Source organism: Aquimarina sp. AU474, assembly GCF_900312815.1.
Lineage (GTDB): Bacteria > Bacteroidota > Bacteroidia > Flavobacteriales > Flavobacteriaceae > Aquimarina.
The window spans coordinates 35,030-61,740 of the sequence record NZ_OMPE01000002.1 but is presented as its reverse complement, the minus strand read 5'-3'; the positions used below and the strand labels follow the sequence as shown (position 1 = coordinate 61,740).

Annotated in this window: 22 protein-coding genes; 14 read left to right on the top strand and 8 right to left on the bottom strand. The window is 32.8% G+C overall.

What is annotated here, in order from left to right:
* Positions 1-39 precede the first annotated feature (39 nt).
* Positions 40-1,221 carry a Pycsar system effector family protein gene (locus DK508_RS00275; RefSeq protein ID WP_109298736.1) on the top strand — a complete coding sequence of 394 codons (1,182 nt, stop codon included), beginning with the start codon at positions 40-42 and terminating at the stop codon, positions 1,219-1,221.
* Positions 1,222-1,232: 11 nt separating this feature from the next.
* Here DK508_RS00275 and DK508_RS00270 read toward each other — a convergent pair whose 3' ends face one another.
* Positions 1,233-3,596 carry a GAF domain-containing protein gene (locus DK508_RS00270; RefSeq protein ID WP_370443798.1) on the bottom strand — a complete coding sequence of 788 codons (2,364 nt, stop codon included), beginning with the start codon at positions 3,594-3,596 and terminating at the stop codon, positions 1,233-1,235.
* 456 nt (positions 3,597-4,052) lie between these two features.
* On the opposite strand from DK508_RS00270, the gene DK508_RS00265 reads away from it, so the two are divergent.
* Positions 4,053-5,189: a thioredoxin-like domain-containing protein gene (locus DK508_RS00265; protein ID WP_109298734.1), complete on the top strand. Its 1,137-nt coding sequence runs from the start codon at positions 4,053-4,055 to the stop codon at positions 5,187-5,189.
* 53 nt (positions 5,190-5,242) lie between these two features.
* Here the strand turns inward: DK508_RS00265 and DK508_RS00260 are convergent, their stop codons facing one another.
* Complete coding sequence (locus DK508_RS00260) at positions 5,243-5,893, bottom strand: rhomboid family intramembrane serine protease (RefSeq protein WP_109298733.1); 651 nt, start codon at positions 5,891-5,893, stop codon at positions 5,243-5,245.
* Between the two features lie 135 nt (positions 5,894-6,028).
* Here DK508_RS00260 and DK508_RS00255 point away from each other — a divergent pair, with 135 nt between their 5' ends.
* The 3 genes from DK508_RS00255 to DK508_RS00245 all read left to right on the top strand — a co-directional run bounded on the left by DK508_RS00255 (position 6,029) and on the right by DK508_RS00245 (position 8,912).
* A complete protein-coding gene (locus tag DK508_RS00255; protein WP_109298732.1) occupies positions 6,029-6,928 on the top strand; it encodes a lysophospholipid acyltransferase family protein in 900 nt (299 codons plus the stop codon).
* A 94-nt stretch (positions 6,929-7,022) separates the two neighbouring features.
* Positions 7,023-7,949, top strand: coding sequence for a lysophospholipid acyltransferase family protein (locus DK508_RS00250; protein WP_255411274.1), 927 nt, complete (start codon positions 7,023-7,025; stop codon positions 7,947-7,949).
* Between the two features lie 63 nt (positions 7,950-8,012).
* On the top strand, positions 8,013-8,912 hold the full coding sequence (locus DK508_RS00245; protein WP_109298730.1) for a lysophospholipid acyltransferase family protein: 900 nt from the start codon (positions 8,013-8,015) through the stop codon (positions 8,910-8,912).
* Between the two features lie 42 nt (positions 8,913-8,954).
* Here DK508_RS00245 and glmM read toward each other — a convergent pair whose 3' ends face one another.
* Entirely contained in the window at positions 8,955-10,343 is a 1,389-nt protein-coding gene (glmM, locus tag DK508_RS00240) for a phosphoglucosamine mutase (protein WP_109298746.1), read from the bottom strand.
* 121 nt (positions 10,344-10,464) lie between these two features.
* On the opposite strand from glmM, the gene DK508_RS00235 reads away from it, so the two are divergent.
* The 6 genes from DK508_RS00235 (at position 10,465) to DK508_RS00210 (ending at position 15,570) form a co-directional block, all read left to right on the top strand.
* The gene (locus DK508_RS00235; RefSeq protein WP_109298729.1) at positions 10,465-11,049 is read left to right on the top strand and encodes an ACP phosphodiesterase; all 585 of its coding nucleotides are present in this window, start codon (positions 10,465-10,467) and stop codon (positions 11,047-11,049) included.
* Positions 11,046-12,746, top strand: a complete 1,701-nt coding sequence (ggt, locus tag DK508_RS00230) for a gamma-glutamyltransferase (protein ID WP_200831828.1) — start codon at positions 11,046-11,048, stop codon at positions 12,744-12,746. Before DK508_RS00235 ends, ggt begins: the two co-directional genes overlap by 4 nt.
* Before the next feature lie 10 nt (positions 12,747-12,756).
* Positions 12,757-13,428 (top strand): DNA alkylation repair protein, encoded by a 672-nt coding sequence (locus tag DK508_RS00225; protein ID WP_109298727.1) that lies wholly within the window; start codon positions 12,757-12,759, stop codon positions 13,426-13,428.
* 77 nt (positions 13,429-13,505) lie between these two features.
* On the top strand, positions 13,506-14,066 hold the full coding sequence (locus tag DK508_RS00220; RefSeq protein ID WP_109298726.1) for a Crp/Fnr family transcriptional regulator: 561 nt from the start codon (positions 13,506-13,508) through the stop codon (positions 14,064-14,066).
* A 79-nt stretch (positions 14,067-14,145) separates the two neighbouring features.
* Positions 14,146-14,688, top strand: a complete 543-nt coding sequence (locus tag DK508_RS00215; protein ID WP_109298725.1) for a hypothetical protein — start codon at positions 14,146-14,148, stop codon at positions 14,686-14,688.
* Positions 14,689-14,691: 3 nt separating this feature from the next.
* Complete coding sequence (locus DK508_RS00210) at positions 14,692-15,570, top strand: sterol desaturase family protein (RefSeq protein ID WP_109298724.1); 879 nt, start codon at positions 14,692-14,694, stop codon at positions 15,568-15,570.
* 145 nt (positions 15,571-15,715) lie between these two features.
* Here the strand turns inward: DK508_RS00210 and dnaK are convergent, their stop codons facing one another.
* Entirely contained in the window at positions 15,716-17,632 is a 1,917-nt protein-coding gene (gene dnaK / locus DK508_RS00205; RefSeq protein ID WP_109298723.1) for a molecular chaperone DnaK, read from the bottom strand.
* A 228-nt stretch (positions 17,633-17,860) separates the two neighbouring features.
* Here dnaK and DK508_RS00200 point away from each other — a divergent pair, with 228 nt between their 5' ends.
* Positions 17,861-19,285 (top strand): L-serine ammonia-lyase, encoded by a 1,425-nt coding sequence (locus tag DK508_RS00200; protein ID WP_109298722.1) that lies wholly within the window; start codon positions 17,861-17,863, stop codon positions 19,283-19,285.
* A 64-nt stretch (positions 19,286-19,349) separates the two neighbouring features.
* Here the strand turns inward: DK508_RS00200 and DK508_RS00195 are convergent, their stop codons facing one another.
* Positions 19,350-19,835 (bottom strand): nuclear transport factor 2 family protein, encoded by a 486-nt coding sequence (locus DK508_RS00195; protein ID WP_109298721.1) that lies wholly within the window; start codon positions 19,833-19,835, stop codon positions 19,350-19,352.
* 144 nt (positions 19,836-19,979) lie between these two features.
* Here DK508_RS00195 and panB point away from each other — a divergent pair, with 144 nt between their 5' ends.
* Both panB and DK508_RS00185 read left to right on the top strand, forming a co-directional pair.
* Positions 19,980-20,798, top strand: coding sequence for a 3-methyl-2-oxobutanoate hydroxymethyltransferase (gene panB / locus DK508_RS00190; protein WP_109298720.1), 819 nt, complete (start codon positions 19,980-19,982; stop codon positions 20,796-20,798).
* 24 nt (positions 20,799-20,822) lie between these two features.
* Entirely contained in the window at positions 20,823-21,518 is a 696-nt protein-coding gene (locus tag DK508_RS00185) for an RluA family pseudouridine synthase (protein ID WP_109298719.1), read from the top strand.
* Between the two features lie 69 nt (positions 21,519-21,587).
* Here DK508_RS00185 and DK508_RS00180 read toward each other — a convergent pair whose 3' ends face one another.
* The 3 genes from DK508_RS00180 to DK508_RS00170 form a co-directional block, all read right to left on the bottom strand.
* Positions 21,588-22,448, bottom strand: coding sequence for a DMT family transporter (locus DK508_RS00180; protein WP_235016233.1), 861 nt, complete (start codon positions 22,446-22,448; stop codon positions 21,588-21,590).
* Positions 22,449-22,451: 3 nt separating this feature from the next.
* Positions 22,452-24,929, bottom strand: a complete 2,478-nt coding sequence (locus DK508_RS00175) for a T9SS type B sorting domain-containing protein (protein ID WP_109298718.1) — start codon at positions 24,927-24,929, stop codon at positions 22,452-22,454.
* Positions 24,930-25,058: 129 nt separating this feature from the next.
* The gene (locus DK508_RS00170; RefSeq protein WP_109298717.1) at positions 25,059-26,603 is read right to left on the bottom strand and encodes a hypothetical protein; all 1,545 of its coding nucleotides are present in this window, start codon (positions 26,601-26,603) and stop codon (positions 25,059-25,061) included.
* Between the last annotated feature and the right edge of the window lie 108 nt (positions 26,604-26,711).

Sequence of the window (26,711 nt, the reverse complement as noted above, 5' to 3'; positions counted from 1 at the left end):
CTTTTTTTTAATTACTTTGGTTATCGAAAAATTATTAATATGCCTTCTCTTTTAGAAAAAACGGATAATTTCGTTTTGGAGCTTTTTGAAAAAGAACTCCCAAATTCATGTATGTATCATAATTATGATCATACCAAAAGAGTATTTAAAAGTACAAAAGAAATCATTGATAGCACCAATTTATCGCACGAAGATAAAGAAGTTTTATTGTTGACCGCTCTATTACATGATACTGGATATTCTAAAAGTTCTGATAATCACGAAGAACGCAGTGTAGAGATTGCCAAAGATTTTTTAACCAAGCAAAATGTTTCGAAAGAAATTATTGATAAGGTCTCTATCCAAATCATGGCTACCAAAATGGAACACACTCCTACTAATCTTATGGAAGAGATTATTAGAGATGCCGATGCTTCTCATTTTGCTAAAGATTATTATGGTGAAACTAGCGAGTTGTTGCGATTAGAATTTAAACTCAATAATGTTAAAAACCTAAATACATCGGATTGGCTTAAAGCAAATATCGATTTGTTTAAGAACCGGCATAGGTACTATACAGAATATGCAATCGAAAACTGGAAACCTAAAAAAGAAGAAAACCTTTCAAAAATGCTTGAAAAGCGCGAAAAATTAAAAAAAGAAAAGAAAAAAGAAAAAGACAGGCTTAAAAAAATACTTAAGGAAGAAAGCCCTGAAAAAGGAATACAAACTCTATTTAGAGTTACCTTGAGAAATCACCTTAAATTAAGTGATATAGCAGATACAAAAGCCAATATCTTGTTATCGGTAAATGCGATTATTATATCACTTGCATTATCTAATCTAATACCAAAACTAGATAACCCTTCAAATCAATATCTAATCTTTCCTACACTTGTATTTATAGTATTTAGTATTGCATCTATGATGCTTTCTGTTCTAGCTACAAGACCAAATGTAACCAGTGGAGAATTCACTAGAAAAGAAGTTGAAGAGAAAAAAGTAAATCTATTGTTTTTTGGTAATTTTCATAAAATGCCGTTAAACGATTATAAATCTGCCATGCACGAACTTATGGATGATAAAGACTACATCTATGATACTATGATAAAAGATTTATATTTTCTAGGTAAAGTATTACATCGAAAGTACAAGCTACTACGTATTACATATACCGTATTTATGATAGGAATACTTAGCTCGGCAATTTCATTTTTAATAGCCTTTAATACGTTACAGTAAAATAAATAGATTTAATTGATTTCTTTCATCAAATCTTCGTAGGTATAATATTCCTTGTCTTGTTCATCTTTATTATAAAGAATATTTACACGTAACGCTTTTAAACCTGTAACCCCCTGTAAATCATCAAGCTCTACAACTTCTATCTCATTTTCTAGATAATTTTTGGATTGAAGGAAATTAAGGTACTTGATATACTCGATTTCATCAGATCGTTGTGAATAGATCACAACCAATTTTCCTTTTTCGGTAACACGTTGATCAGTTCCTTTTATCTTGGATTTATCAACTCGTTTTTTAACTACTTCATACCTTGCATTGTACGTACCATCTACATCAAAGCGTTTTTCATCCATTCTAAACCGAACGGATAAAGATGTATTAAACACCAAAACCATAGATGCAACGTCCAAAGCAACAGGCAAGTCTTTGTTCATTTGGTAATATGCATTTTCCATCTCGCACATTATTTGCAATTGCCATAATCTAAGGTTGTATAGGTACACCTTATTAAAACTATTATGCTTTGTGATCGATTCGCCAATATACATATTGTGCTCTACTCCATCAGATTTGAAACGCTCAAAATAATGAGGATACATCCCTTGAGCTTCGTCTTGTTTCTGATCTAATAATGCTGCCATTTTTTTATTAATAAGCATCACAGATTCATCATACGCTTTACGATGTTTGTATACTGTTTTTATACCTTTATCTAGCATATCCTCATATTTATCTATAAGGTTGCTTAACTCCTCGTTTTTCTTTTTAAGATGCTTAAACAAAGGAGTGATTTCTTTTTTAATAAAATTAATTATAGTTTGTTCGCTATCCACCTGTAACTGTTCGGTGATAATATCGATATATTGATTTGTTCTATAATTTATTTGCTCATAAATCGGTAGTGGATCTATCTCTATTACTTTGTTAATTACCTTAGCTATTCCTCTAAGTTGTAATACTAAATCCTTTTGTATGGCATGATTACGAGCATCAGAAGATCCCTTAATATCTATTTGACCATATAACGGGTATACATTTTCAAAAACCACCTCTCTAAAAGAAACTGGGTTTTCGTCAACCATAGCGCGCATAAAACGTTTTGCTTCTTGTCTAAATTTCCAATGCACACTAGGATGGATTGATGTACACTCTTGTTGGATAACTAATTCTAGTTCGTTTTCCGCTTTAGCTTTTGATCGTAATACCGAGTCTATTAGATACGGCATCACATCTTGCAATTTATTAGCATTGATACTATTTAGTTCTTGAACATTTGGCGATACAATTTCAAGAATACCCAACAATTTACCATCACTCTTTATAGGAGCTATAATTGCGCTATTAATACCCTGTGCAACAAGGTTTTTATACATTTTCTCATCAGGAGTAGATTTCTGATATCTTTTCACATCAGAAATCGCAAAGTAAGTAGATTTTTCAAACAGGTAATAATAAGTTCCTTTACAAAGTGCAGCTTCACAGCTATCTGAATATCGATCATACAAAATATAACTGTCTATATTTTTAAACGGAACTCTTTCAAAAACATCTTCTTCATAGTTATAGTTAGAAAAACCAACTTTAATTTCGGTAAGATTAAATATTGCTCTAAAAATTTCTTGAAAACTACCTACAAAATCTCCCTGAGTTTTATCATATTTAATAAGACTAGTCTTAAAATCTGACAGAGAAACATCGGTAGTAACATCAAACATATTGGCTATTATTACGCCTTTAAAAATCCAACTGTCCGTAGGGAATTTTTCTTTCCAAACTTCTACATTATCAAAGTTGTCCAACAATTCTGCTACATCCTCATCGGTAATATCTTTTGCCTTATCTGTCTTAATAATCTCTATAAAATCTCCATTATATAAGATCCTATAATGCCTGATTATTCCATTTGCATCAGGGATATCATAAAAGAAAGGTCTTCTAAAATCTATATTATAACCATAATACGTGCCTAAAATAATACTACATCCCATGATATAATAATGATCCTCATCAAGGTTTTTGATTTGAGGTTCAAAATCTTCGCCTGCGGTTTCTATAATACTTTGATACCTTGAAGTTGATTTTAATACCGTATTATGAAAAGGTATTGTAGCAATTTTTATTTCATTTTGTTGCAATACCTGCGCGAAAGAATCTTCCAAAACCATATCGATTTGAGGAAGTAATTCGATCATTCTTTCTTCTTTTTGCACTCCTTCATCTAATTCCGGATATTCTTCAGCTATTTTTAAAACGCGTTCAGCCCTTTCTCTAAGGAGCGGATTATCACTCTTTAAAAACCCTCTATACTGCTCAAAAAATTTAGAAAAGCTAATCCAAATGTCTAGTGGAAAATCCTGATCTAACCCCATCATACTCGATCTTTTATACTAGTTTTAACAAAAATACTACAAACCAAATTGTATAGCTAGTTATTAACAATTAATTATATCATAACGACGAACGAATTATCAATAATTGGACCCAAAATCAAAATATGACCATTTTTCACAAAATTTCATATTTCAAAAAGGGTTTAGCGGTCATCTATTAGACTCCCTAGCCCCATGATTTGTTACACTTCATCTTAAATTTACAAAAAGTTTTTTTCTTTATGAAAAAAAAATAAACATAAATCTATGATAGGAAAAAGTTAATTTTTGGTGTTTATACAAAGGATTCTTTATTTTTAACGCCATAAATCTAAACACCATGAACATTGTAAAAACAATATAATTGACTACTATTACAAAATAGAAATCAATTATTGATTTACAAGATCGTAAGTGTGTCATAGGTTATGCCACATTTACAAAATAAAAAATATACAGATGAAAAGAATTGTACTACTGGCTTCAATACTATTGATTGTTGCTTGTCAAAAAGAAGAAAAGGGGTATTTGATTACCGCAGATGCCGAAGGTTTTGCCGATGGTTCTGAAATTTATGTCAATGCCATAAGCCAATCAAATCGCCCAGTTATTATTGACACGGCTATAGTAAAAGAAGGTAAAGTCAGAATTGAGTTACCTCCAGCCGAAAGTAATGATTTCAATTACTTAACATTTAAAAATCTTTCAGGAAATGTATTGTTCTTGGCAGAAAACAATCCTATACACATAACCATCTATAAAGATAGTTTAAGATCATCAGTAGTTAAAGGAGGCACAGAAAATAAATTATTTTTCGAATATTTAAGTACTCTAAAATTATTTAATGAAGAAAAATTAGAATTGAATACCCAATACCAAATTGCTTCAAAACTAAAAGAAGCAGATAAAGCTCTAAAAATAGCAACACAAAGAGAAGAATTAATTGAAAAAGAAAAGCAATACCGAAAAGATTTTGCCGATAAAAACAATTCTTCAATTGTAGCTGTGATGGCATTGACAGATTTATTAAATCTAAAAGTAGTTTCGGCAAAAGAAGCAAAAAGTCAATTTACAGCGCTAGCTGATACACTTAAAACTTCAAGATTAGGCAAAAACTTAGATCGATTAATTAATAACGCAATGGCTGTTTCTATGCAAAAAAGGATTGATATAGGTAGCGCTGCCGAAGATTTTTCTGCGCCTTCACCAAATGGTCAAACGCTATCCTTAAAAGGATCTATGGGTAAGGTTACTATTATAGATTTCTGGGCCTCTTGGTGTAAACCTTGTAGAATAGAAAACCCTAACGTAGTTAAAGTATATAATAAGTATCACGATAAAGGACTAAACATTATAGGTGTTTCTTTGGATAAAAAACAGGAATCTTGGACCAAAGCTATTGCAGATGATAATTTAGATTGGAATCATGTATCTAACTTACAGTTTTGGCAAGATCCTATTGCTCGTGCATATGGAGTAAGATCTATCCCTGCAACTTTTATTCTAGATGAAAAAGGAAATGTAATTGCAAAAAATTTACGTGGGCCTGCTTTAGAGAAGAAAATCTCAGAATTACTTGGAGAGCAATCCTTATAAACCTAATGGTTTAAAAAAGTATCAATAACGACCCTTCGGGGTCGTTATTAGTTTTACAATTTCCCTAAGCGTTGTAAAATAAATAATATGATAATTGGGACTGCTAACAAACCTATCATAAACAAGTTTTCTTGAAATAACCATGGCGCCATCAGTAATGTAATTAGATATCCTCCAACTGCTCCCCCAAAGTGAGCATCATGACCAATGTTTCCTATTTTATTTTTCATTCCAAAAATAGAATATAAAAGGTATCCTATCCCAAAAATATAAGCAGGAATAGGAATAGGTATAAACATCAAATACAAACTCATATCTGGTCTAAACAATATACCTGCATAAATGATCCCAGAAACCGCACCACTAGCTCCTACTGCACTATAATGATATTCATCCTTATGAAAAAACAATGAAAATAAGTTTCCAAATAAAAGGCTTCCAAAGTACACTACCAAAAACTTAATATTTCCTAAAAACTCCAACACTACAGGAGCAAAAAAATACAATGTAAACATGTTAAAAAACAGGTGCATCGTATCCACATGAAGAAAACCCGAAGTGATCATGCGAACTTGTTCACCACGTTTGATTCCGCCTATATTAAATTTGTATCGTTCAAAAAAAGAAAAGTCATTAAAACCTTTTAACGACATCAATACATTAATTCCTATAATTACAATTAGTACAATATCAAGTGACTGCATTAAGCTTTATTTTTGATCCAAATATACCATATTTTATGGCATAAAACACTTGGTTATTGTCTTGTTGTAATTAGGAAAAATTTATGAAATAAAAGCTCTAATAATTTTATCTTTGTATGCTTTAATTTGGTTGCAATGCAGTTGTTAGCATATCGTCTAGTTTACCCGATATTGTGGTTTATCTCTATTCTACCCTGGCGTATATTTTATATATTTTCTAGTGGGGTTTATCTATTTACTTATTACATTATACAATACAGAAAAAAGATAGTAACTGAAAATCTCTCTCTTGTTTTTCCGGAAAAAACGAAGAAAGAAATTTTTAAAATACGACGACAGTTTTATAAACATATGTGTGATATTTTTCTCGAAATGGTAAAAAGCTTGTCTATTACCAAAGAGGAGATGACCAAAAGGTTTGAAGTCGTAGATATAGATGTTTTTAAAGAGATACAAGCTAAAAACAAAAGCATTATTGTTTTAATGGGTCATTATGCCAGTTACGAATGGGCCATTGCCGCTCAATTTATAATGGACTTCCCTATAGTAGCGGTATACAAAAAAATTAAAAACAAACATTTTGATCGGTTAGTACGACGTATCAGAAAAAAATTTAATACTCGTTTAATTCATAGTCATAATGTGATTAAAGAAATTACAAGAGACAAAGTACACCATAAAATTTGTGCTTATGGATTATTATCTGATCAATCTCCAAGGTTAAAAAATGCGGCATACTGGACCGATTTTATGGGTATTAAGGTTCCTGTAATATTAGGTGGTGAAGTTTTAGCCAAAAGAATGGATCTGCCAGTAATGTTTCTTAAGGTAGATAAAGTAAAAAGAGGGTACTACCAAGCCAGGTTTATTCCGATCACGGATAATGCAAAACACTGCGACGATCATTATATTACAAAAACATACCTAGGGATGCTAGAAGAACAAATCTATGCAAAACCAGAATATTATCTATGGACTCATAAGCGTTGGAAACATAGAAATGCTACTATTCCAAAAGGAGCTATTGTTGATTAAATAAGATTTAATTTTTCACTTCTAAACGAATTCGTTAATCGGCCTTTTTTAGATTTCTTTAATATAACACAAGTTCGTTTTAACGAAATATCTTATTTTCGCGACAAACTCTACCCATTTTATGCAATTTATTATTTACTGGCTGGTATATCCAATGCTTTGGGTTATTTCAAAATTACCTTGGCGATTATTCTATGCCTTCTCAACAACAATTTTTTTCTTTGTATACTATATAATTCGTTATCGCAGAAAAACAGTGACCGAAAATATGGAACTTGTTTTTCCCGAAAAATCGAAAAAAGAAATTAATGCGATAAGAAAAGGGTTTTATCAACACATGTGTGATATGTTTCTCGAAATGATTAAATCTATCTCTATTTCTAATGAAGAAATGATGAAACGATTTAAAATCACTAATATTGAGAAATTGCATCAATTAGAAGTAAAAAAACAAAACATTATTGTTTTTATGGCGCATTATGCAAGCTATGAATGGTCTAATGTTGTTGATATACAAACAGCTTTTCAGGCGGTGGGTATATATAAACAGATCGGCAATAAATATTTTGATCGATTAGTTCATGACATAAGAGCACGATTTGGCTCTAGAGTGGTAACTACAAAAAATGCGATGAAAGTAATTACAGAAGATCAAAATACAGATGGATTATATATGTACGGATTGGCTTCCGATCAATCTCCAAAAATGCATAATGCCATGTATTGGACAGATTTTATGGGTGTAAAAGTACCTACTTTTATGGGCGGCGAAGTACTCGCAAAACGTCTCGACCTAAATGCGTATTATCTAAAAGTAGAAAAAATAAAAAGAGGATACTACGAGGCAGAATTCGTTACTATTACTGAGGATTCTAAAAACAGTGAAGATTACTCACTTGTAAAAGCGTATTTGAGGATTCTTGAAAAACAAATTAAGGATAATCCTCAGTACTACCTGTGGTCTCACAAACGTTGGAAACATCGAAATGCAGAAAAACCTGAGGGTGCTACTATAGATTAATTGATTATAATGAATTAATACTGCCAAATAAGCTTACCTTTACCTACTTCTAACTATCCATTCATGCAATTATTGATTTATAGCCTGGTATATCCTATAATACTAGGCATTTCTAAATTACCTTGGCGATTATTTTATGCTTTTTCAACTTGTTGTTATGTATTAATCTACTACATAATTAGGTATAGACGTAAAACAGTCACAGAAAATCTAATTTTAGTTTTCCCAGAAAAATCCAAAAAGGAAATTAAAACTATTAGAAAAGCTTTTTACAAACATATGTGTGATATGTTTTTAGAAATGACAAAGTCTCTTTCTATTTCTAGAGAAGAATTAATAAAACGATACAAGGTTGTAAATCTCGAAGAATTTCATGAATATGAAAAAAAGAATAAGAGTATAATTACCTTAATGGGTCACTACGGAAGTTTTGAATGGTCTAATGCCGTCGATTTAGTATCAATAAACCCTTGTGTTGGAATATATAAACAAATCAAAAACAAATATTTTGATAATTTGGCGCATAGAATTCGCGGGCGTTTTAATTCAAGACTTATTGCAAGTCACAAGGTAGCAAGGCAAATTATTAAGGACAAACAAGAAAATACAGTTTGTGCTTATGGTATGATTTCTGACCAATCTCCAAAAATTAATAATGCAAAGTATTGGACAGATTTTTTAGGAGTTAAAGTACCTATTTTTATGGGTGGAGAATTTTTAGCACAACGTCTTGATGTAATTGTTTTATACCTACACGTAGAAAAAGTAAAAAGAGGACATTACGAAGTGAAATTTATTCCGATTACAGAAAATAGTAAGGAAGAAGAAAAGTATTATGTTATCAAAACATATCTGCAATTACTAGAAAAGCAAATTCGTGAAAAACCTCAATATTATCTCTGGACGCATAAACGATGGAAACATAAAGACACTCCAAAACCCGAGGGTGCTATTGTAGATTAGCACCTACATGAAAAATCACGTAGGCGCTTTTGTTTTATCTTATTATATTCCTGCTATTTCTTTTAGAGTTGCAATAGTATCTTCAGCTAATTGATCTGCTTTTTCTTGACTTAAAGCTTCGGTATATATTCGTATTATTGGTTCGGTATTACTTTTACGTAAATGAACCCAACAATCGGCAAAATCAACTTTTACCCCATCGACTGTAGAGACTTCTTCTGAAGCGTGTTTTTTATGAAAACCGCTTAAAATCGCATCAACATCTAGGTTAGGTGTTAATTGAATTTTGTTTTTACTCATAAAATAAGATGGGTAGCTATTTCTTAACTCGCTAACACTACATTTTTTTTCTGCCAAATGTGTTAGAAAAAGTGCTACTCCTACCAAAGAATCTCGCCCATAATGTAGTTCTGGGTAAATAATCCCTCCATTACCTTCGCCACCAATGATTGCATTGTTGGCTTTCATTGTTGTTACTACATTTACTTCACCCACTGCACTAGCTTCATACGTTCCGTTGTGTTTTTGAGTAACATCTCTTAAAGCTCTACTAGATGATAAATTCGAAACCGTATTTCCTGGTGTTTTACCTAGAACAAAGTCTGCACATGCTACCAAAGTATATTCTTCGCCAAACATTTCTCCATTTTCACTCATAAATGCCAAACGATCTACATCAGGGTCTACAGTAAGACCAAAGTCTGCTTTTTCTTTAACTACTAATTCTGATAAATCCGTTAAGTGTTCCTTTAGAGGTTCTGGGTTGTGCGGGAAGTGTCCATTAGGTTCGCAGTACAATTCTACTACTTCTACTCCCATTTTATTAAGCAGCTTTGGTATTGCAATCCCTCCGGTAGAGTTTACAGCATCAACAACAACCTTAAAATTGGCATCTTTCACTATCGATACATCAACAAGAGATAAATTTAGTACTTCATCAATGTGCTTATCAATATAAGTATCGTTAACAGTAATACTTCCTAAATCATCAACTTCTGCAAAGATATACTCATCATTCTCTGCGATATCCAGAATTTTCTTTCCGTTTTCTGCATTTAAAAATTCTCCTTTATCATTAAGAAGTTTTAAAGCATTCCATTGTTTTGGATTATGACTAGCGGTTAATATAATCCCACCATCGGCATTCTCAATTGGCACAGCAACTTCTACCGTTGGTGTTGTTGAAAGTCCTAAATCAATTACATGTATTCCTAAACCTACTAGGCTATTCATTACCAATTGCTGTATCATTGATCCCGAAATTCGAGCATCCCGCCCTACAACAACTATAGGATGTTCTTTATTTGACTCTTTTTTAAGCCAACTACCATAAGCAGAAGCAAATTTTACTGCGTCTACAGGTGTAAGGTTATTTCCCACTTCACCTCCTATAGTACCTCGTATTCCCGAAATTGATTTTATTAATGTCATATTTAATATTGGTTCTTTGATTTGATCGCAAATGTACAAGGTATCCCACATTACTCCAACTTTACTATTAAAGTTTACAAAAAAACAATTTTGGCAATCTAAAAAATTGTAAATTTCGCTAATGAATTTTTTAGCTCATATCTACTTATCAGGTCAAGATCCTGAACTTAAAATAGGCAATTTTATAGCCGATTCTGTAAAAGGAAAAAAATATTTAGATTATCCAACTCGTATAAGTCAAGGAATAACGCTACATCGTAAAATCGATTCTTATACCGATTCTCACCCTATTGTAAAAAAAAGCGCGTCTAGATTATTTCCCAAATATGGGCATTATAGTTCGGTTATTGTAGATATTCTATATGATCACTTTCTGGCAGCAAATTGGGCAGATTACTCCAATATTCCTCTCGATGAATATATCCAGGAATTTTATAACCTTCTTCATGAATACTATGAGGTAGTACCGAAAAAAATTCAAGATTTCATGCCATATATGATAGAAGATAACTGGTTATTAAGCTATGCGACTATTCCAGGAATTGGCAATGTACTTTCGGGTATGAATAGAAGAACCAAAAACAGATCTAAAATGAATCTTGCTGTGATTGAGCTAGAGCAATATTATTCAGAATTTGATAACGAGTTTCGTTCTTTCTTTGAAGAACTTGAATTATACACCAAAAATGAGATAAAAACATTATGAGGCCTATATTATATCTCCTATTATTTGTTTTAAGTTTTTCATGTAAAACCAGTACCAAACAAGAACTCAAAAAAGAACCTATTAAAGGTGTCATTGCTAAAAAGGCGATGGTAGTATCTGCTAGAGAGGAAGCTTCTAGAATAGGAAAAGAAATAATGCAAAAAGGAGGTAATGCATTTGACGCTATGGTAGCTACAGAAATGGCCCTAGCAGTTGCTTATCCATATGCCGGTAATTTGGGCGGGGGTGGTTTTATGGTCTATCGTAAAGCTGATGGAGAAACTGGTGCACTAGATTATCGTGAAAAAGCTCCTTTGGCTGCATCAAAAGATATGTATTTGGATGAAAACGGAGACCCAATCGCAGAAAAAAGTCAGTTAGGAAGTTTGGCAGTAGGTGTTCCTGGTACAATTGCAGGTATTTTTGCCGTACATCAAAAATTTGGCACATTACCTATAGAAGACATTTTAACTCCTGTGGTTTCTTTGGCAAAAAAAGGGTTTGTAGTGACCAAAAAACAGGAAAAACGATTTGTCAAGTATAAAGATCTCTTTTTTAAAGTGAATGCGGATACTATCCCAATTCTTAAAGGATATAAGGCTAACGATACTCTAAAAAATCAAAAACTAGCTCAAACCCTCCAAAGAATTATAGAGCATGGTAAGGATGAATTCTATAATGGAGAAACAGGTCAAAAACTGGTTGATTTTATTCAATCTAATGGAGGAATTATTACCATGGAAGATCTAAATAAATATGAAGCAAAATGGAGGCAACCTGTTCGATTTGAATATAAAGACTTAAGTGTAATTTCTATGTCACCTCCATCAAGTGGGGGTGTTTGTTTGGCACAAATCATGAATATGATAGAACCCTATGACCTAGCGTCGTATGGTCACAATCAACTTAAAACCATTCAGGTTATTGCAGAGGCCGAACGAAGAGCCTATGCAGATCGAAGTTTTTATTTAGGGGACCCTGATTTTGTAAGAATACCTATAGACACCTTAATTAGTGACCCGTATTTAGAATATAGAATGGAGGATTTTAGTTTTGACAAAGCTACTCTCTCTTCAGAAATGAATTGTGGAAACATTCCGGGTTACGAAAGTGAAGAAACGACCCACTATTCTATTGTTGATCAATTTGGAAATGCTATTTCGGTAACAACTACACTTAATGGAGCGTATGGATCAAAATTATATGTGAACGAACTTGGTTTTTTTCTAAACAACGAAATGGATGATTTTAGTGCTAAGCCGGGTGTTCCAAACATGTTTGGGTTAATTGGTGCCGAAGCTAATGCTATTGCTCCAGAAAAAAGAATGTTAAGCTCTATGACTCCTACTATTGTAGAAAAGAATGGAGAATTTTGGATGTCGGTTGGTACACCAGGTGGTTCTACTATTATCACTTCTGTTTTACAAGCCATTCTTAATGTAAAAGAATTTGATATGACTATGCAAGAAGCGGTAAATGCTCCTCGTTTTCATCACCAATGGTTACCCGATGTGGTCGTTTTTGAACCTGAATCGTTTGATAAGAACTTATTAAATGATTTAGAACAAAAGGGATATAGTATAGATGAGGAGACTTCTAAAATAATAGGAAAGGTTGATGGTATTCTTATGCTTCCAGACGGAACTTTAGAAGGTGGTGCTGATAAGCGCGGTGACGATACAGCTGTTGGCTTTTAAATACTAAAAAATGGATTTTATACCAACTTTGATTTCAAAATTTGAAGAGCAATCAGATGCCGAAAATGCAGTTGCAATGGAAAAGTACTTGAAAAATCTTTTTTCAATGTATGGTATAAAAGCACCTGTAAGAAAATCACTTTTAAAACAAACTATTAATAAATTCAAATCTGAATTATCAAGAGATCATGTTATTAATATCGCAAATGCCTTATATAACAAACCACAACGAGAGTTACATTATTGCGCTATAGAACTGACAGATCGTTTTTTTAAAAAGAAATACGAAGTTGATGATATCAAGTTTATAGAAAAATTAATCACTACCAATTCTTGGTGGGACTCTGTAGATTTTATTGCCAAACACATTTTGGGTAATTATTTACTTCAATTTCCTAGTCAAATTCAAAAGGTTATACCCAGTTTTTCTTCTTCAGAACATATGTGGTTAAACCGAAGTGCCATTTTATTTCAACTAGGTTATAAAGAAAAAACCGATTCTAAATTATTATTTGCACTTTGCAATCAACATAAATTATCTAATGAGTTTTTTATTAAAAAAGCTATTGGATGGGCATTACGTGAGTATTCAAAAGTGAAACCTGAAATTGTTCAATTTTATGTTGCCAAAGCATCTCTTAAACCTCTATCCGAAAAAGAAGCTCTAAAAAGAATTCTATAAAAAATTATAAAGCAAAAAATATTTGTTTTAAAGCGTATTTTATATTCTTTCTGATATGTTTTTGTTAATTTAACTATGTGATTACATTTATATCTTACATACAGCAATACGTTTCAATCTCTGATGAAATAAAAAAAGAAATTTCTGACCTAATTTTGATTGAAAATATTTCAAAAGGGGATATCCTTTTAGAAGAAGGGAAGATTTGTAAAAGAATATATTTTATTGAAAAAGGAACCTTAAGAACGTATTTCTATCAAAAAGGAAAGGATATCACATATTGGATTTATCCAGATAATTCTATGGTAACATCATGGCATAGTTATCTGTCATGTAAACCATCATCAGAGTATATTCAGGCAACCGAAGATTCGATCGTTTGTTCTTTGACATATACCCAATGGCAAGAGCTTTATACAAAATATCCAATACTAGAACGTTTTGGTAGATTGATCCTCGAAGAAGTAATAGCACTCATTGATGATTTTTATAAAGGATATTATTTTATGTCATCCAAAGAAAAATATGAACTTCTTGTTTCTGTTTTTCCTGATATTACTCAAAGAGCAAATCTCGGTCATATTGCTTCAATGATCGGTATTAGTCAGGAGACCTTAAGTAGAATCCGTAGCAATTAAAAAAACACATATAATATATTTTTTGACTTAGATCAAAGAGTTGAATTTCTGGGTTAGTTAATTTTGTAAAAAATAAAATATGAAATCATCTACATTGTTATTTAGAAGTCTAGCTATTCTTATCCTTATTGCTGGTTCTGCACACTTAGTAAGTTACGCCTCAATAAATTCTGAAAGTCCAAAATCAAATAGGAAAGAAGATACAAATAACACTCCAGTTTCTGAAACAGAAAATTCTAAAACCTCAACTACTTCAGAAATAGAAAATAAAGAGTCTATCAACTACTCAACTGATTACATTATAGGTAAATGGGAGGTAGCATACACTTCTAAAGATTTTAAAGGAGTCGTTATCTATAATTTGAAAAAAGAAAAAGGCATTTTTAATGCATATACTTATCAATATGAAAATGAAAGTGGAGACATCGAACAAGCCAAAAAATCCAAAGTGTTAATAATTGAAAAATTCGATGGGTATAAAGGGGCAGGTAAGTATCTCATAGATTACGAAGGAAAACAATATGATGTGAAATGTAATATTGATATGATTAATGAGAACACCTTTAAGTTAAGTTATGACTACTATGGATATAGCGATGTTGAAACCTGGAAAAAATTATAATTTATGATTGAGTTCTTATCAAAAAAACTGAACTGGTTTGAAGTAGAATATTGGTTCTATATCCTAAATGATCTAAGTTTGGTATATATCATTCTTCCATTTTTTGTATTGGAGTTGATTCGCTATGCTTACCTAAAACGTCTTACAAAAAATTTAATCCTAGACTCTATAGCCAATATCATTACTTTTGGCGCCTTCTTTGTCATCGAAATAATATTAGGTTTACTGGCTATAACCAAAGTATATTTTTGGGTGTATAATAATCTTAGTTTACCACATCTAGAACTAAATTGGATTACCATAATCACCTGTGTTTTATTAGCCGATTTAGCTTACTATTGGGAGCATCGTATGATGCATCGTATAGGTATTGGGTGGGCAACACATACAGTGCATCACAGCTCGCCACATTTTAATATGTCTGTAGCTTATCGTTTTGGACCTTTGGATGCTATTTTGCCTATAATTTTTTCGCTACCAATTGTCTTATTGGGCTATGATCCTATTTTAGTTCTATTATCCGAAATTTTTGTACAAGTATTCCAAACACTATTACACACAGAAATTATTGGTAAACTCACAAAACCGGTTGAGTATATTTTTAATACGCCATCACATCACCGGGTACATCATGGATCAAATAAACAATATTGGGATAAAAATTATGCAGGGATTTTTATAATTTGGGACAGGTTACTAGGTACTTTTGAACCTGAAGTAGAGAAAGTGAAATATGGTATTTCTGAACCTTTGCACTCGAATAACCCTATAAAAGTGTTTTTTCATGGTTTGACTCGATTATATGATAAAATCAAAAAGACTAGTGGATTTAAAAATAAAATCTTAGTATTTGTTAAACCTCCAGGATGGGAGCCAAAATAAATGTATAGGCCTATAAGATTTAAACTTACCACGAACATATCGTAAATAAAAAACTCGCGAAATAATTATTTCACGAGTTTCATTTTTTATAAAAGTTTATTAGAAATCAAATCCCATTTAAACTTGGTAATTTACATACCTATAATTACTTCACTTCTTCAAAGTCAACATCTTCTACATCGCTATCGCTACCTTCAGAATTTCCTCCTGATTGGTCAGCTTCAGCATCAGGACCCGGTTGTCCATTTTGTTGAGCCTCGGCTTGAGCTTTGTACATCTCTTCACTTGCAACTTTCCAAGCTTCATTTATCTTATCAAGAGCTGGTGTAATTATTGCCAAATCTTTAGATTCGTAAGCTTTCTTTAATTCTTCTAAAGCATCTTCGATTGGTTTTTTCTTATCATCAGATAATTTATCACCAAACTCTGTTAATTGCTTTTCTGTCTGAAAAATCATTCCATCTGCTTCATTAAGCTTATCCGCAGTTTCTTTTGCTGCTTTATCTGCTTCAGCATTTGCTTCAGCTTCTTGCTTCATTTTCTCAATTTCTTCTTCTGTTAATCCAGAAGAAGCTTCGATACGAATATCCTGAGATTTATTTGTTGCTTTATCAGTAGCAGATACTTTTATAATACCATTGGCATCGATATCAAAAGTAACTTCAATTTGTGGAGTTCCTCTTTGTGCTGGTGGAATACCATCTAAGTGAAAACGACCAATTGTTTTATTATCTGCTGCCATAGGACGTTCTCCTTGCAATACATGAATCTCTACAGAAGGTTGATTATCTGCCGCTGTTGAAAACACCTGAGATTTCTTAGTAGGAATCGTAGTATTGGCATCAATAAGCTTCGTCATTACATTACCCATTGTTTCAATACCTAGAGAAAGAGGAGTTACATCTAATAATAATACATCCTTCACATCTCCAGTTAATACTCCACCCTGAATAGCAGCTCCAACAGCTACAACCTCATCAGGGTTTACTCCTTTACTTGGTGCTTTGCCAAAGAACTTCTCTACTGCTTCCTGCACTGCAGGGATACGAGTAGATCCACCTACTAATATAATTTCATCAATATCACTAGTAGATAATCCCGCAGCTTTAAGTGCTGTACGACATGGTTCTACAGTACGTTTTACTAAATCGTCAATTAATTGATCAAATTTAGATTTGCTTAATGTTCTTACCAAGTGCTTAGGGCCACTAGCAGTAGCCGTAACATAAGGTAAATTGATTTCTGTTTGTGAAGAAGAAGATAATTCTATCTTAGCTTTTTCTGCAGCTTCTTTAAGACGTTGTAAAGCCATTGGATCTTCACGAAGGTCCATATTCTCATCTGCCTTAAATTCTTCTGCTAACCAATCGATAATCTTTTGATCTACATCATCACCACCTAAGTGAGTATCTCCATCTGTAGATAGTACTTCAAATACACCATCTCCTAATTCTAAGATAGATACATCATGCGTACCTCCACCAAAATCAAATACAACGATCTTTTGATCTGTTCCTTTTTTATCTAACCCATAAGCTAACGCTGCTGCAGTAGGCTCATTAATGATTCTTTCTACTGTAAGTCCCGCTATTTCACCAGCTTCTTTAGTGGCCTGACGTTGTGCATCATTAAAATATGCAGGTACCGTAATTACAGCTCTAGAAACGTCTTGCCCTAAATAATCCTCTGCCGTTTTCTTCATTTTTTGAAGTGTCATAGCAGACAATTCTTGAGGTGTATACAAACGACCATCGATATCTACTCGTGGCGTATCATTATCTCCTTTTACTACTTTATAAGCAGCTCTTTTCGCCTCTTTTGCAGATTCAGAGAACTTATTTCCCATAAATCTCTTTATAGAAGATATAGTCTTAGTTGGGTTAGTAACAGCCTGACGTTTTGCAGGATCTCCTACTTTAATTTCTCCTCCTTCTACAAAAGCAATTACAGATGGGGTTGTTCTTTTACCTTCAGCATTAGGGATTACTACAGGCTCATTACCTTCCATTACAGAAACACAAGAGTTGGTTGTCCCTAAGTCTATTCCTATTATTTTACTCATTTTATACTTATATTGTTATACTATTGTTCATAATAATTTAATCCTGTTAGGTCAATGATTATGCCATTGCCATCTGTATGACAGGATGTCACTATCCTATTCTAACATATTTAGAAACAGGCGTCTATTTCGTAAAGAAAAATTAGATCAACTATTCTTTAAAAAACATCTGTATTTATTACCAAAAAACTATATTTACCCTCTAAATTGTTTCAATAATTACGAATTATGGAATGTATCAGTATTTTTGACATGCTGAAGATAGGTGTTGGTCCTTCAAGTTCCCATACACTAGGTCCTTGGCGTGCCGGAAGAAGATGGATCGCCGAATTAAAGAAAAATAATAATTTTGAATCTGTCACATCGATTACCGTCGATCTTTTTGGTTCATTATCATTAACCGGAAAAGGGCATGCGACGGATATTGCAGTAATTTTAGGTTTATGCGGTTATGACCCCCAAACTATAGATGTCTCTTCTATTTCATCCATTGTTGAATATATCACCTTTTCAAAACAACTTAAATTCAATAATGAATTTTCTGTTTCATTTGATCCAGCAACACAAATCATTTTTAATAGAGAATTTAAAGATTTTCATCCTAACGGGATGACATTTCATGCCACACTAAAAGACAACCAAAAAGTTTCTTCTTCTTTTTATTCTATTGGCGGAGGATTTGTTGTAAAAGAAGAAAGAAAGAGAAAAGAAAAAAAATTAGAAGCTTTTGAATGTTTTCCTCTTCCTATTCAAAAAGCCACAGATTTGTTAGCTTACTGCATTAACGATACTAAAAAAGTATCTGATATTGTTCTTGAAAATGAAAGATCCCTACATAGTGATCAAGAAATAGATGAAAGAATTGCTCAAATATGGAAAGTAATGCTAGAGTCTATGTATACAGGTTGTCATACAGAAGGCACACTTCCTGGTGGATTAAATGTGAGACGAAGAGCTTTTGATACTCACAAAAAATTGATTGGCGACACACGCTATAATTCTCCCGAAGAATGGATTGAAGCTATTCGTAATACGGAAGTTAAATTTCGACAGATATTAAAATGGGTATCTTGTTTTGCGTTAGCCGTAAATGAAGTAAATGCATCCCTGGGAAGAGTCGTAACAGCGCCAACCAACGGTAGTGCTGGAGTTATTCCTGCCGTTATGATGTATTATATGGTTATAGAAAACCATGATGCCAATTTTGATGATGTTAAACAATTTATGCTAGTTGCCGGAGAAATTGGTAGTCTATTTAAAAAAGGAGCGACTATCTCTGCTGCAATGGGAGGATGTCAAGCAGAAATTGGCGTATCTTCTGCTATGGCAGCAGGTGCTCTTACAGAGTTAATGGGAGGAACTCCCGAACAAGTACTAATGGCCAGTGAAATTGCAATGGAACATCATCTCGGTTTAACCTGCGACCCTATTGGAGGACTCGTACAAGTTCCTTGTATAGAAAGAAACGCAATGGGAGCCATAAAAGCCATTAACGCATGTGAGATGGCTCTGGATACTGATGCTGCCAACGCAAAAGTACCGCTAGATAAGGTTATAGAAACCATGTGGGAAACTGCCCAGGATATGAACACCAAATACAAAGAAACCAGCGAAGGAGGTTTGGCCATCAAAGTAAGTTTAAGCGATTGCTAGAACCTATTTAACCTATTTAACCTATTCTTAGATATTTTGGTAGATGTACGCCCTTTTGTATGTACTATTTACACCCTTCTTTTTTCCTAGTATCGGCTAGAGCAATTATTTTCCAGGATTTTCCATCGTTAAATAATTGAAAAACATTAACTCCACAATGGCTAAAGCTGTCATTAAGGTAAAACTCATAAGGTGTCCAAGCATTTGCAATGTTTGCATCTGCATCAATTTTAAAAAGTAGTAATCGCTCATCCCATTTTTGATCTGCAGGTCTATTTTGAATTGCGCTCAATAATTTTTCTACAGCCACTTTAACAGTCTTTAATTCTCCTTCTTTATTCTTAGCAATTGTTTGAATTGCTATATTAGGATCGATTGTCTTTTTCATTTTTGCTGTATCTCCAGAATGAAATCCTTCGAAGAATTCTAATATAGTGGCTTTTACTTCTTTTTGATAACGAGTATTATCATTTTTAGAAACATCTTTTTGAGCATGTCCATTACTTATGAAAGCAAAAAATAACAAAACAGAGGTGAGTGATTTATACATAATATCGTTTTTTTGATTTGTATAAATGTATGATTTTAATCGCTTTCTTTTATCACTTCATTTTATTTAAACAGTATAAAAGAAAATACACTTGTTCTCATATAGGTAAATGATTACTTTTACAGCTCTAAAATTTCGTACATAATGTCTACAGCAAAGAAAGATTACAAACGCGTAACAGTAAAATCTCTAGTAGAGATGAAAGCAAATGGAGAAAAAATATCCATGTTAACCGCTTATGATTATACTATGGCCAAAATTGTTGATGGCGCTGGTGTAGATGTTATTTTGGTAGGTGACTCTGCCTCTAATGTAATGGCCGGTCATGAAACTACTTTACCTATTACTTTGGATCAAATGATTTATCATGCATCATCTGTAATTAGAGCTATTGATCGAGCCCTTATTGTGGTAGATTTACCTTTTGGAAGCTATCAAAGTGACCCAAAAGAAGCATTACGTTCTGCCATAAGAATTATGAAAGAGTCTGGAGCTCATGCTGTAAAGATGGAGGGTGGAAAAGAAGTTAAAGAATCTATTAAAAGGACTTTAAATGCAGGGATTCCTGTAATGGGTCATCTTGGTCTAACTCCACAATCTATATACAAATTCGGAACCTATACGGTTCGTGCCAAAGAAGAAGAAGAGGCTAGAAAACTAAAGGAAGATGCTCTTATGCTTGAAAAAATTGGGTGTTTTGCAGTAGTTCTTGAGAAAGTACCTGCACAACTTGCCAAAGAAGTTGCAGAGAGTTTAACGATTCCAATTATAGGAATCGGAGCAGGGAATGGTGTAGATGGACAAGTATTAGTGACTCACGATATGCTCGGGATGACTCATGAATTCAATCCTCGTTTTCTGAGACGTTATTTAGATTTATATACTGAAATGACTAATGCTTTCAAAAAGTATGTAATCGATGTAAAGGCTGTAGATTTTCCTAACGAAAATGAACAGTATTAAAAAACTAATCCTTATATAGATTAGATGTCTAAAATCATCTCTACCCAATCCAATCTTCAGGTTCTTTATGAAGATAACCATGTTATTATTATCAATAAACGTCCTGGAGACATCGTTCAAGGAGATAAGACTGGTGACAAACCATTGAGTGATGTGGTAAAGGAATATATTGCCAAAAAATACAATAAACCTGGTGCGGTATATTTGGGTGTGGTCCATCGGTTGGATCGCCCAACAAGTGGCATTATTGTATTTGCACGAACAAGTAAAGCATTACCAAGGCTTAATAAAATTTTTGCAAATAAAGAAGCTCAGAAAACATATTGGGCGGTGGTAAAAGACAAACCTCCTAAAGATAACGACACTCTTATTCATTGGTTAAAAAGAAATCCAAAACAAAATAAATCATACGCCAATAAAAACGAAATTACAGATAGCAAAAAAGCCATTTTAGATTATAAAATCATCAAAAAACTAGATAATTATTATGCGTTAGAAATTGACCTTCATACGGGTAGACATCATCAAATAAGAGCCCAACTTTCCGCTATTGGATGTGTTATAAAAGGAGATTTAAAATATGGCTCTAAACGAAGTAATCCAAATGGAAGCATACATCTTCATGCCAGAAAACTTACATTTATGCATCCTGTTAAAAAAGAAGAATTAACGATTATTGCTCCTCCTCCATCTGACCCAATTTGGGATAGTACATTATAATTAATTATTCAATTAAAAATAATAAACCCTATTTTATTTTAGAATATTATTTGTTTCAAAATCGTACTTCTACTTATAGGTTCTTATACTTTCAACTACAACCGATGTCAATATTAAAGCTCCACCAATAACCGTAGAGAGAACTGGAATCTCATGTAAAAAAAGTATTCCAATAATAATACCATAAACTGGTTGAACACTACTTATAATACTCGCTGTGGTTATGGAAAAACGTTTAAAACTTTGTAAAAACAAAGTATGACCTATGGCCGTGGTTAATAAAGCTAATGTAAGCGTTGGTAACCATTGTTGTTCGATACCCGAACTATCCATTACTAACATAAAGGGTAGTAAAATAACGCTAACCACCACCAACTGATACCACATTAATATTGAGCCATTATAGTTTCTTACTTTAGTTTTCATAATAAGGTTGCGTAACGAGTAACACAATGCCGAAATGACACCAAGAACCACCGCTTTGGTATAAGAATTGCTAAAATCTAAATCGGGAACCAAAAAATATATGCCGACTAAAACTAAAAGCGTCAAAAGGATATGAATCTTTTGGAATTTTGTTTTTAATATGATTGGTTCTAATAATGCTGTAATAACTGGATACGTGAATATAGATAACATACCGATAGCCACATTGGACAATTTTAATGCGTAGAAATAGGTAACCCAATGTAAACCCATTAACACTCCGCTTAATATAATTACAAGGCGATCCTTATTACTAACTTTAAACGACATCCCTCTCCATTTACAATACATAAAAAGTAAAATCCCTGCTAGAATAGCTCTAAAACCAATTATTACAGGAACCGGCATATCGATATACCTTCCTAAAGCTCCTGAAGTACTAATTAAAAGCATCGCCAGATTAAGCTCGAGTATATTTCTTAGGTGTTGATTATTTTTGGACAAACGTTATCGAATTAAAGAAAAATTAGAATTAAACACTTTAGATACACCTTCTTCGATATATAGGACTTTAAACCAATAATCACTGGCCGGTAATAGATTACCATTGTAGGTTCCATCCCAATTACCTCTAGCGCCCAAATCTTTTAAAAGCTTCCCGTATCTATCAAAAATTAAGATTTGAGATATAATTACATTAGTATTTCCTACTATTCCCCAGGAATCATGAAAGCCATCCCCGTTTGGAGTAAAATATCTTGGATAATCTACTATTATTCCAACATTAAACTCTAGTTCTCCACACATTCGAAGATCTCGAACGTATACTATGTGTTCTCCTCTTGGAACACGAGTAAAAATATTAGATTCTTGCCAACTTCTATTATCTAATCTAAATTCATATTCTCCGTTACCCACTACCGTAACTTCAATCGTGGCATTATTAGAAAACGCTCCTGATAACACTTCTGCAGTAATATCTTCTGGCGGATAAGAGTTTATGACTGTTGTACTTTTGGATAAAGTACATCCACTAATAATACTTGTTGCTAGTACACTATATATTCCCTCGTCACTTGGTAAAAAAGAGTCTCCAGTTTCTCCTGGGATCTCATTTCCGCTAACTGGTGTAGTACCAGTAAACCATTCAAAAGTATAATCTAGAGGGTTTAGCCCGGTTTCAATACGATCTGTTGGTAATAAGTTTATTTGTGTTCCATTACCTTCTAGACACGATGTATATTCATCTTCAAATTCAATTGGATCAAGAGGGTTAGCTATTAGAGTAATATGCTCTCCAAGCCCCAAACACGAGTTGGCTACGTTGTTCTCTACTCGAACATAAAGATTTGATATAAATGGTGATGAATCATTTCTGTAATTTGAAACATTTATTATCTCATTTTCCTCGGACAGTGCGTCTTGTTCATTTTCGTAATACTGGATGGTTAAATTTTGACCTCCCGGAAATAATTGGAGAATTTGATTTGTGGCGTTGCTAAAGTTAAATGTTGCTATTCCATCTGTAGGATCACTATCATTAGCCTCACAAATTACATATGTAAGATTAAAACTTGCTGGTATCTGAGTTGTTGAAACTTCTAGATCTATTCTAGATATCGAAAAACAATTTGTAATAGGAGATGTTACTCGTGCATAAACCGTACTATTTTGTACTATTGGATTAGTATACGTTGTAAAGTTAGTGATTTGATCTGCTGTATTTCCTATAATAGCTTGCCCCTCGGTTAGATAATAAGTGAACGTTTCATTAGCTGCATTAGGTGATATTAATGAATTAGCTTCAGATAAATTAAATAATGAAAATCCATCGGTATCATCATCACACTGTAGTAAAGAAACCACACTTGCAACCATTGGTGGTGCTACAAATTCTATATTTATCGAATCCGTAGAGGTACAACCACTAGCGATTTCTACTTCTACGCTATACGCCCCTTCTAATGTAACTTCTAATTGAGCACCTCCTGCCAATAAGGTCGTTCCATCCCCTGCAACCAAAGGTAACCCATTTCTAGTCCATGTATAGGTAACACTACTTCCTGCAGAAGCATCCAAAATGATAGGAGTACCTATGCACCCCGGGTTTCCAGAAGCTAATGTTCTATCATCTCCCAAATCTCCACCAATCTTAAAACTTCCTGCAGACAAAAACACTGCCGAATCGAATGCCCCATCTCTATTTTCTGCTATAACTAATTTAATAGTATATCGCTCACCAATAATAACATCTCCAGATGCTGTAAATACTTCAGTATAACCATTAAAATCAATTGGCGCGGCACCACCTGGGGGAATTGTTCTATTATAAAAATTTTCGTTTTGAGGCGGACATTCCGAAAGTCCATCGATAACATCTTCGTAATCCCCGTCATTATTTAAGTCGACTCCTTCATTTACGGTTGTTACTTTTATAGCTGTATTCGTACCAGGTACTACTGCTAGGTTTCTTGAACTACCCGAAGAATCTGTAAGGATAAAGGCAAAAACATCAGAAAAAGTGCATGGAAATCCTCCAAAATACTCCTCTGAAGCAAATAAGAAATCAAAACTGATAAAATCTATTGTAGGAACAAAATCAAACTGAAGATAAGTTGCATTAAACAAATTGGGTGTACTCGTAATGACTCCTAAATCGTTATCTCCACCCCACGCAGTAGCATTACCTTCGGACAAAGCTACCGTTCCATTTGGACCAACGGCACTCCTAGCATTTCCTGTACTTAAAATGATTCCTTTATCAATTTCAAAACCAGAGCCATTAGACTCGAAATAACCTATACCATTAAATCCAGAACTAGTACCCGTAAAAGATGATATATTTTCTACTATAGCACAAGGACTATCTATCAATACATCTTCAACCAATTGTTCTATTGTAAAAGAACTATCATCTACGCGTATCTGACCTTGAATAGTACAAGTGAAGATTACTAAAATAAACAACAGTAATTTTTTTATCATATATCTATTTCTAATTTGCAGTATTAATGTAGGATTGTGGTTTTATAATAACATGAGTACAATATCCTCATTAAACAACAAATTAAGAGCAAAACACCCTATTTTATTCTTAAAAATTAACATATTCTCTTAACGAACAAGCGTCTTAGCCTTTTCTTTAATGATATCTGCTACCGGTCTTCCTTCAATATTGCTTTCTAGCCATGACAAAATATCTAAATATAAAAAGGCTCTTTTTTCATAGGGGTGGTCTTCGTATTTTTTTAATGTGCTATGAAGCTTTCTAAATTCTTCCTTGATTTGATGAGGAAAAATATCTCCAAGGTTTCTCAAAAATTTAATCATTTCTTTTTGTACTTCATGCAAATCATCCATCTTTATTAAAAATCTATAAGTTTCCTTTAATTGACTCTCGAGATGATAATCCATACCTGCTTCATAATGCGCAACCAAACTCAATACCCTAGAAAAACACATTAAATCTTCTCGCATTTTTAAAGCCTTGTTATTAATAATTTTTGCCAGATACTCAATACATTTTTTGTGATTTGCCATCCCAAAATACAAACAACCAATTTTATAGTATAATACCATAATATGATGATCATCTATACGATTTTTAAAATTAGTTACCCCGCTAAGAATTTCATCAACCAAATATTCTCCTTCTTCAAAAGTACCTTCCAGGAAATGAATATTCAATTTATTATTATAGATAAATTGAAAAGAAAGCACTTCAATATTATCATCCATAGGAAAAGTCTCTTCTCCAATAGTTTTTTCTAACCTATCTAAAGTATCCTGTAACTGGGTTTTGTCTTTTATTAAAAAAAGTGATTCTAATAAATAATGGTTCCCTCGTAAGAAAAAAACAGGATTAAGACCTATCATTTTGGGGTGTTCATAAAATAAATCAACCCATTTTTTTGAGTACTTATAGCATGATAAAAAATCTTGAATGATAAAACTATACCATAAATGTGCTTTATACAACCACAGTTTTTCTCGAAACCCTAGCATATTCCAATCATATGCCGGGAGTTTACCATGAAAATAATTTGTAATTATATTATGTTCTTTATCATTTCTTACATAACCACTTTTTAGCATTAATCCATACAGCTGAAGAGACAAATTAGATAACTTACTCGTTAATACATTTTTCATGCTTAACATCTTGGCCTCTACAGTTAACTCATCTGCCCTACTATTAATACTACGTGTAATGTATTGTGTCTCTATTATCTTTTCTAACTCTACAATTTCATAAGCTATATTATGTTCCTCATTTTCTTTTGCTAATGCTTTTGCTTTGTCAAGAATTTTTAAACTTTGCTTATACAAGCCTTTATGATACAAAATTGATGCAAAATCCAATTGTTCACGTATTTGAGATCGTATATTTTGGTGTAAAGGGCTTAATCTTAGACTAATTAATATTTGCTTATATAGATGAGCTTTTAGATTTGAAAGCTGTTGTTTTTTAACAATACCTTTTCTAATAATTAGATCTTCATCCAATATATCATTTTTGTCTAAGTGATTAAACAAAGCCAAAAATTTTGAATCTGTATTGACTCCTAATCGACCTACATACACTTTAAATTGTCTTTTTTCTGACTTAGAAAGCGACTTTACCAAAACAAACAAAGGATCTTTTTGATCATTAGTCATTGTATGAAAATATATAGTAATTAACTGATTAAAAGAAAGTTAAGTTTTATGTAAAACATTTTAGCATTGTAAAACATTACTTCAAATACTTCCCTTTTGAATTCCCAA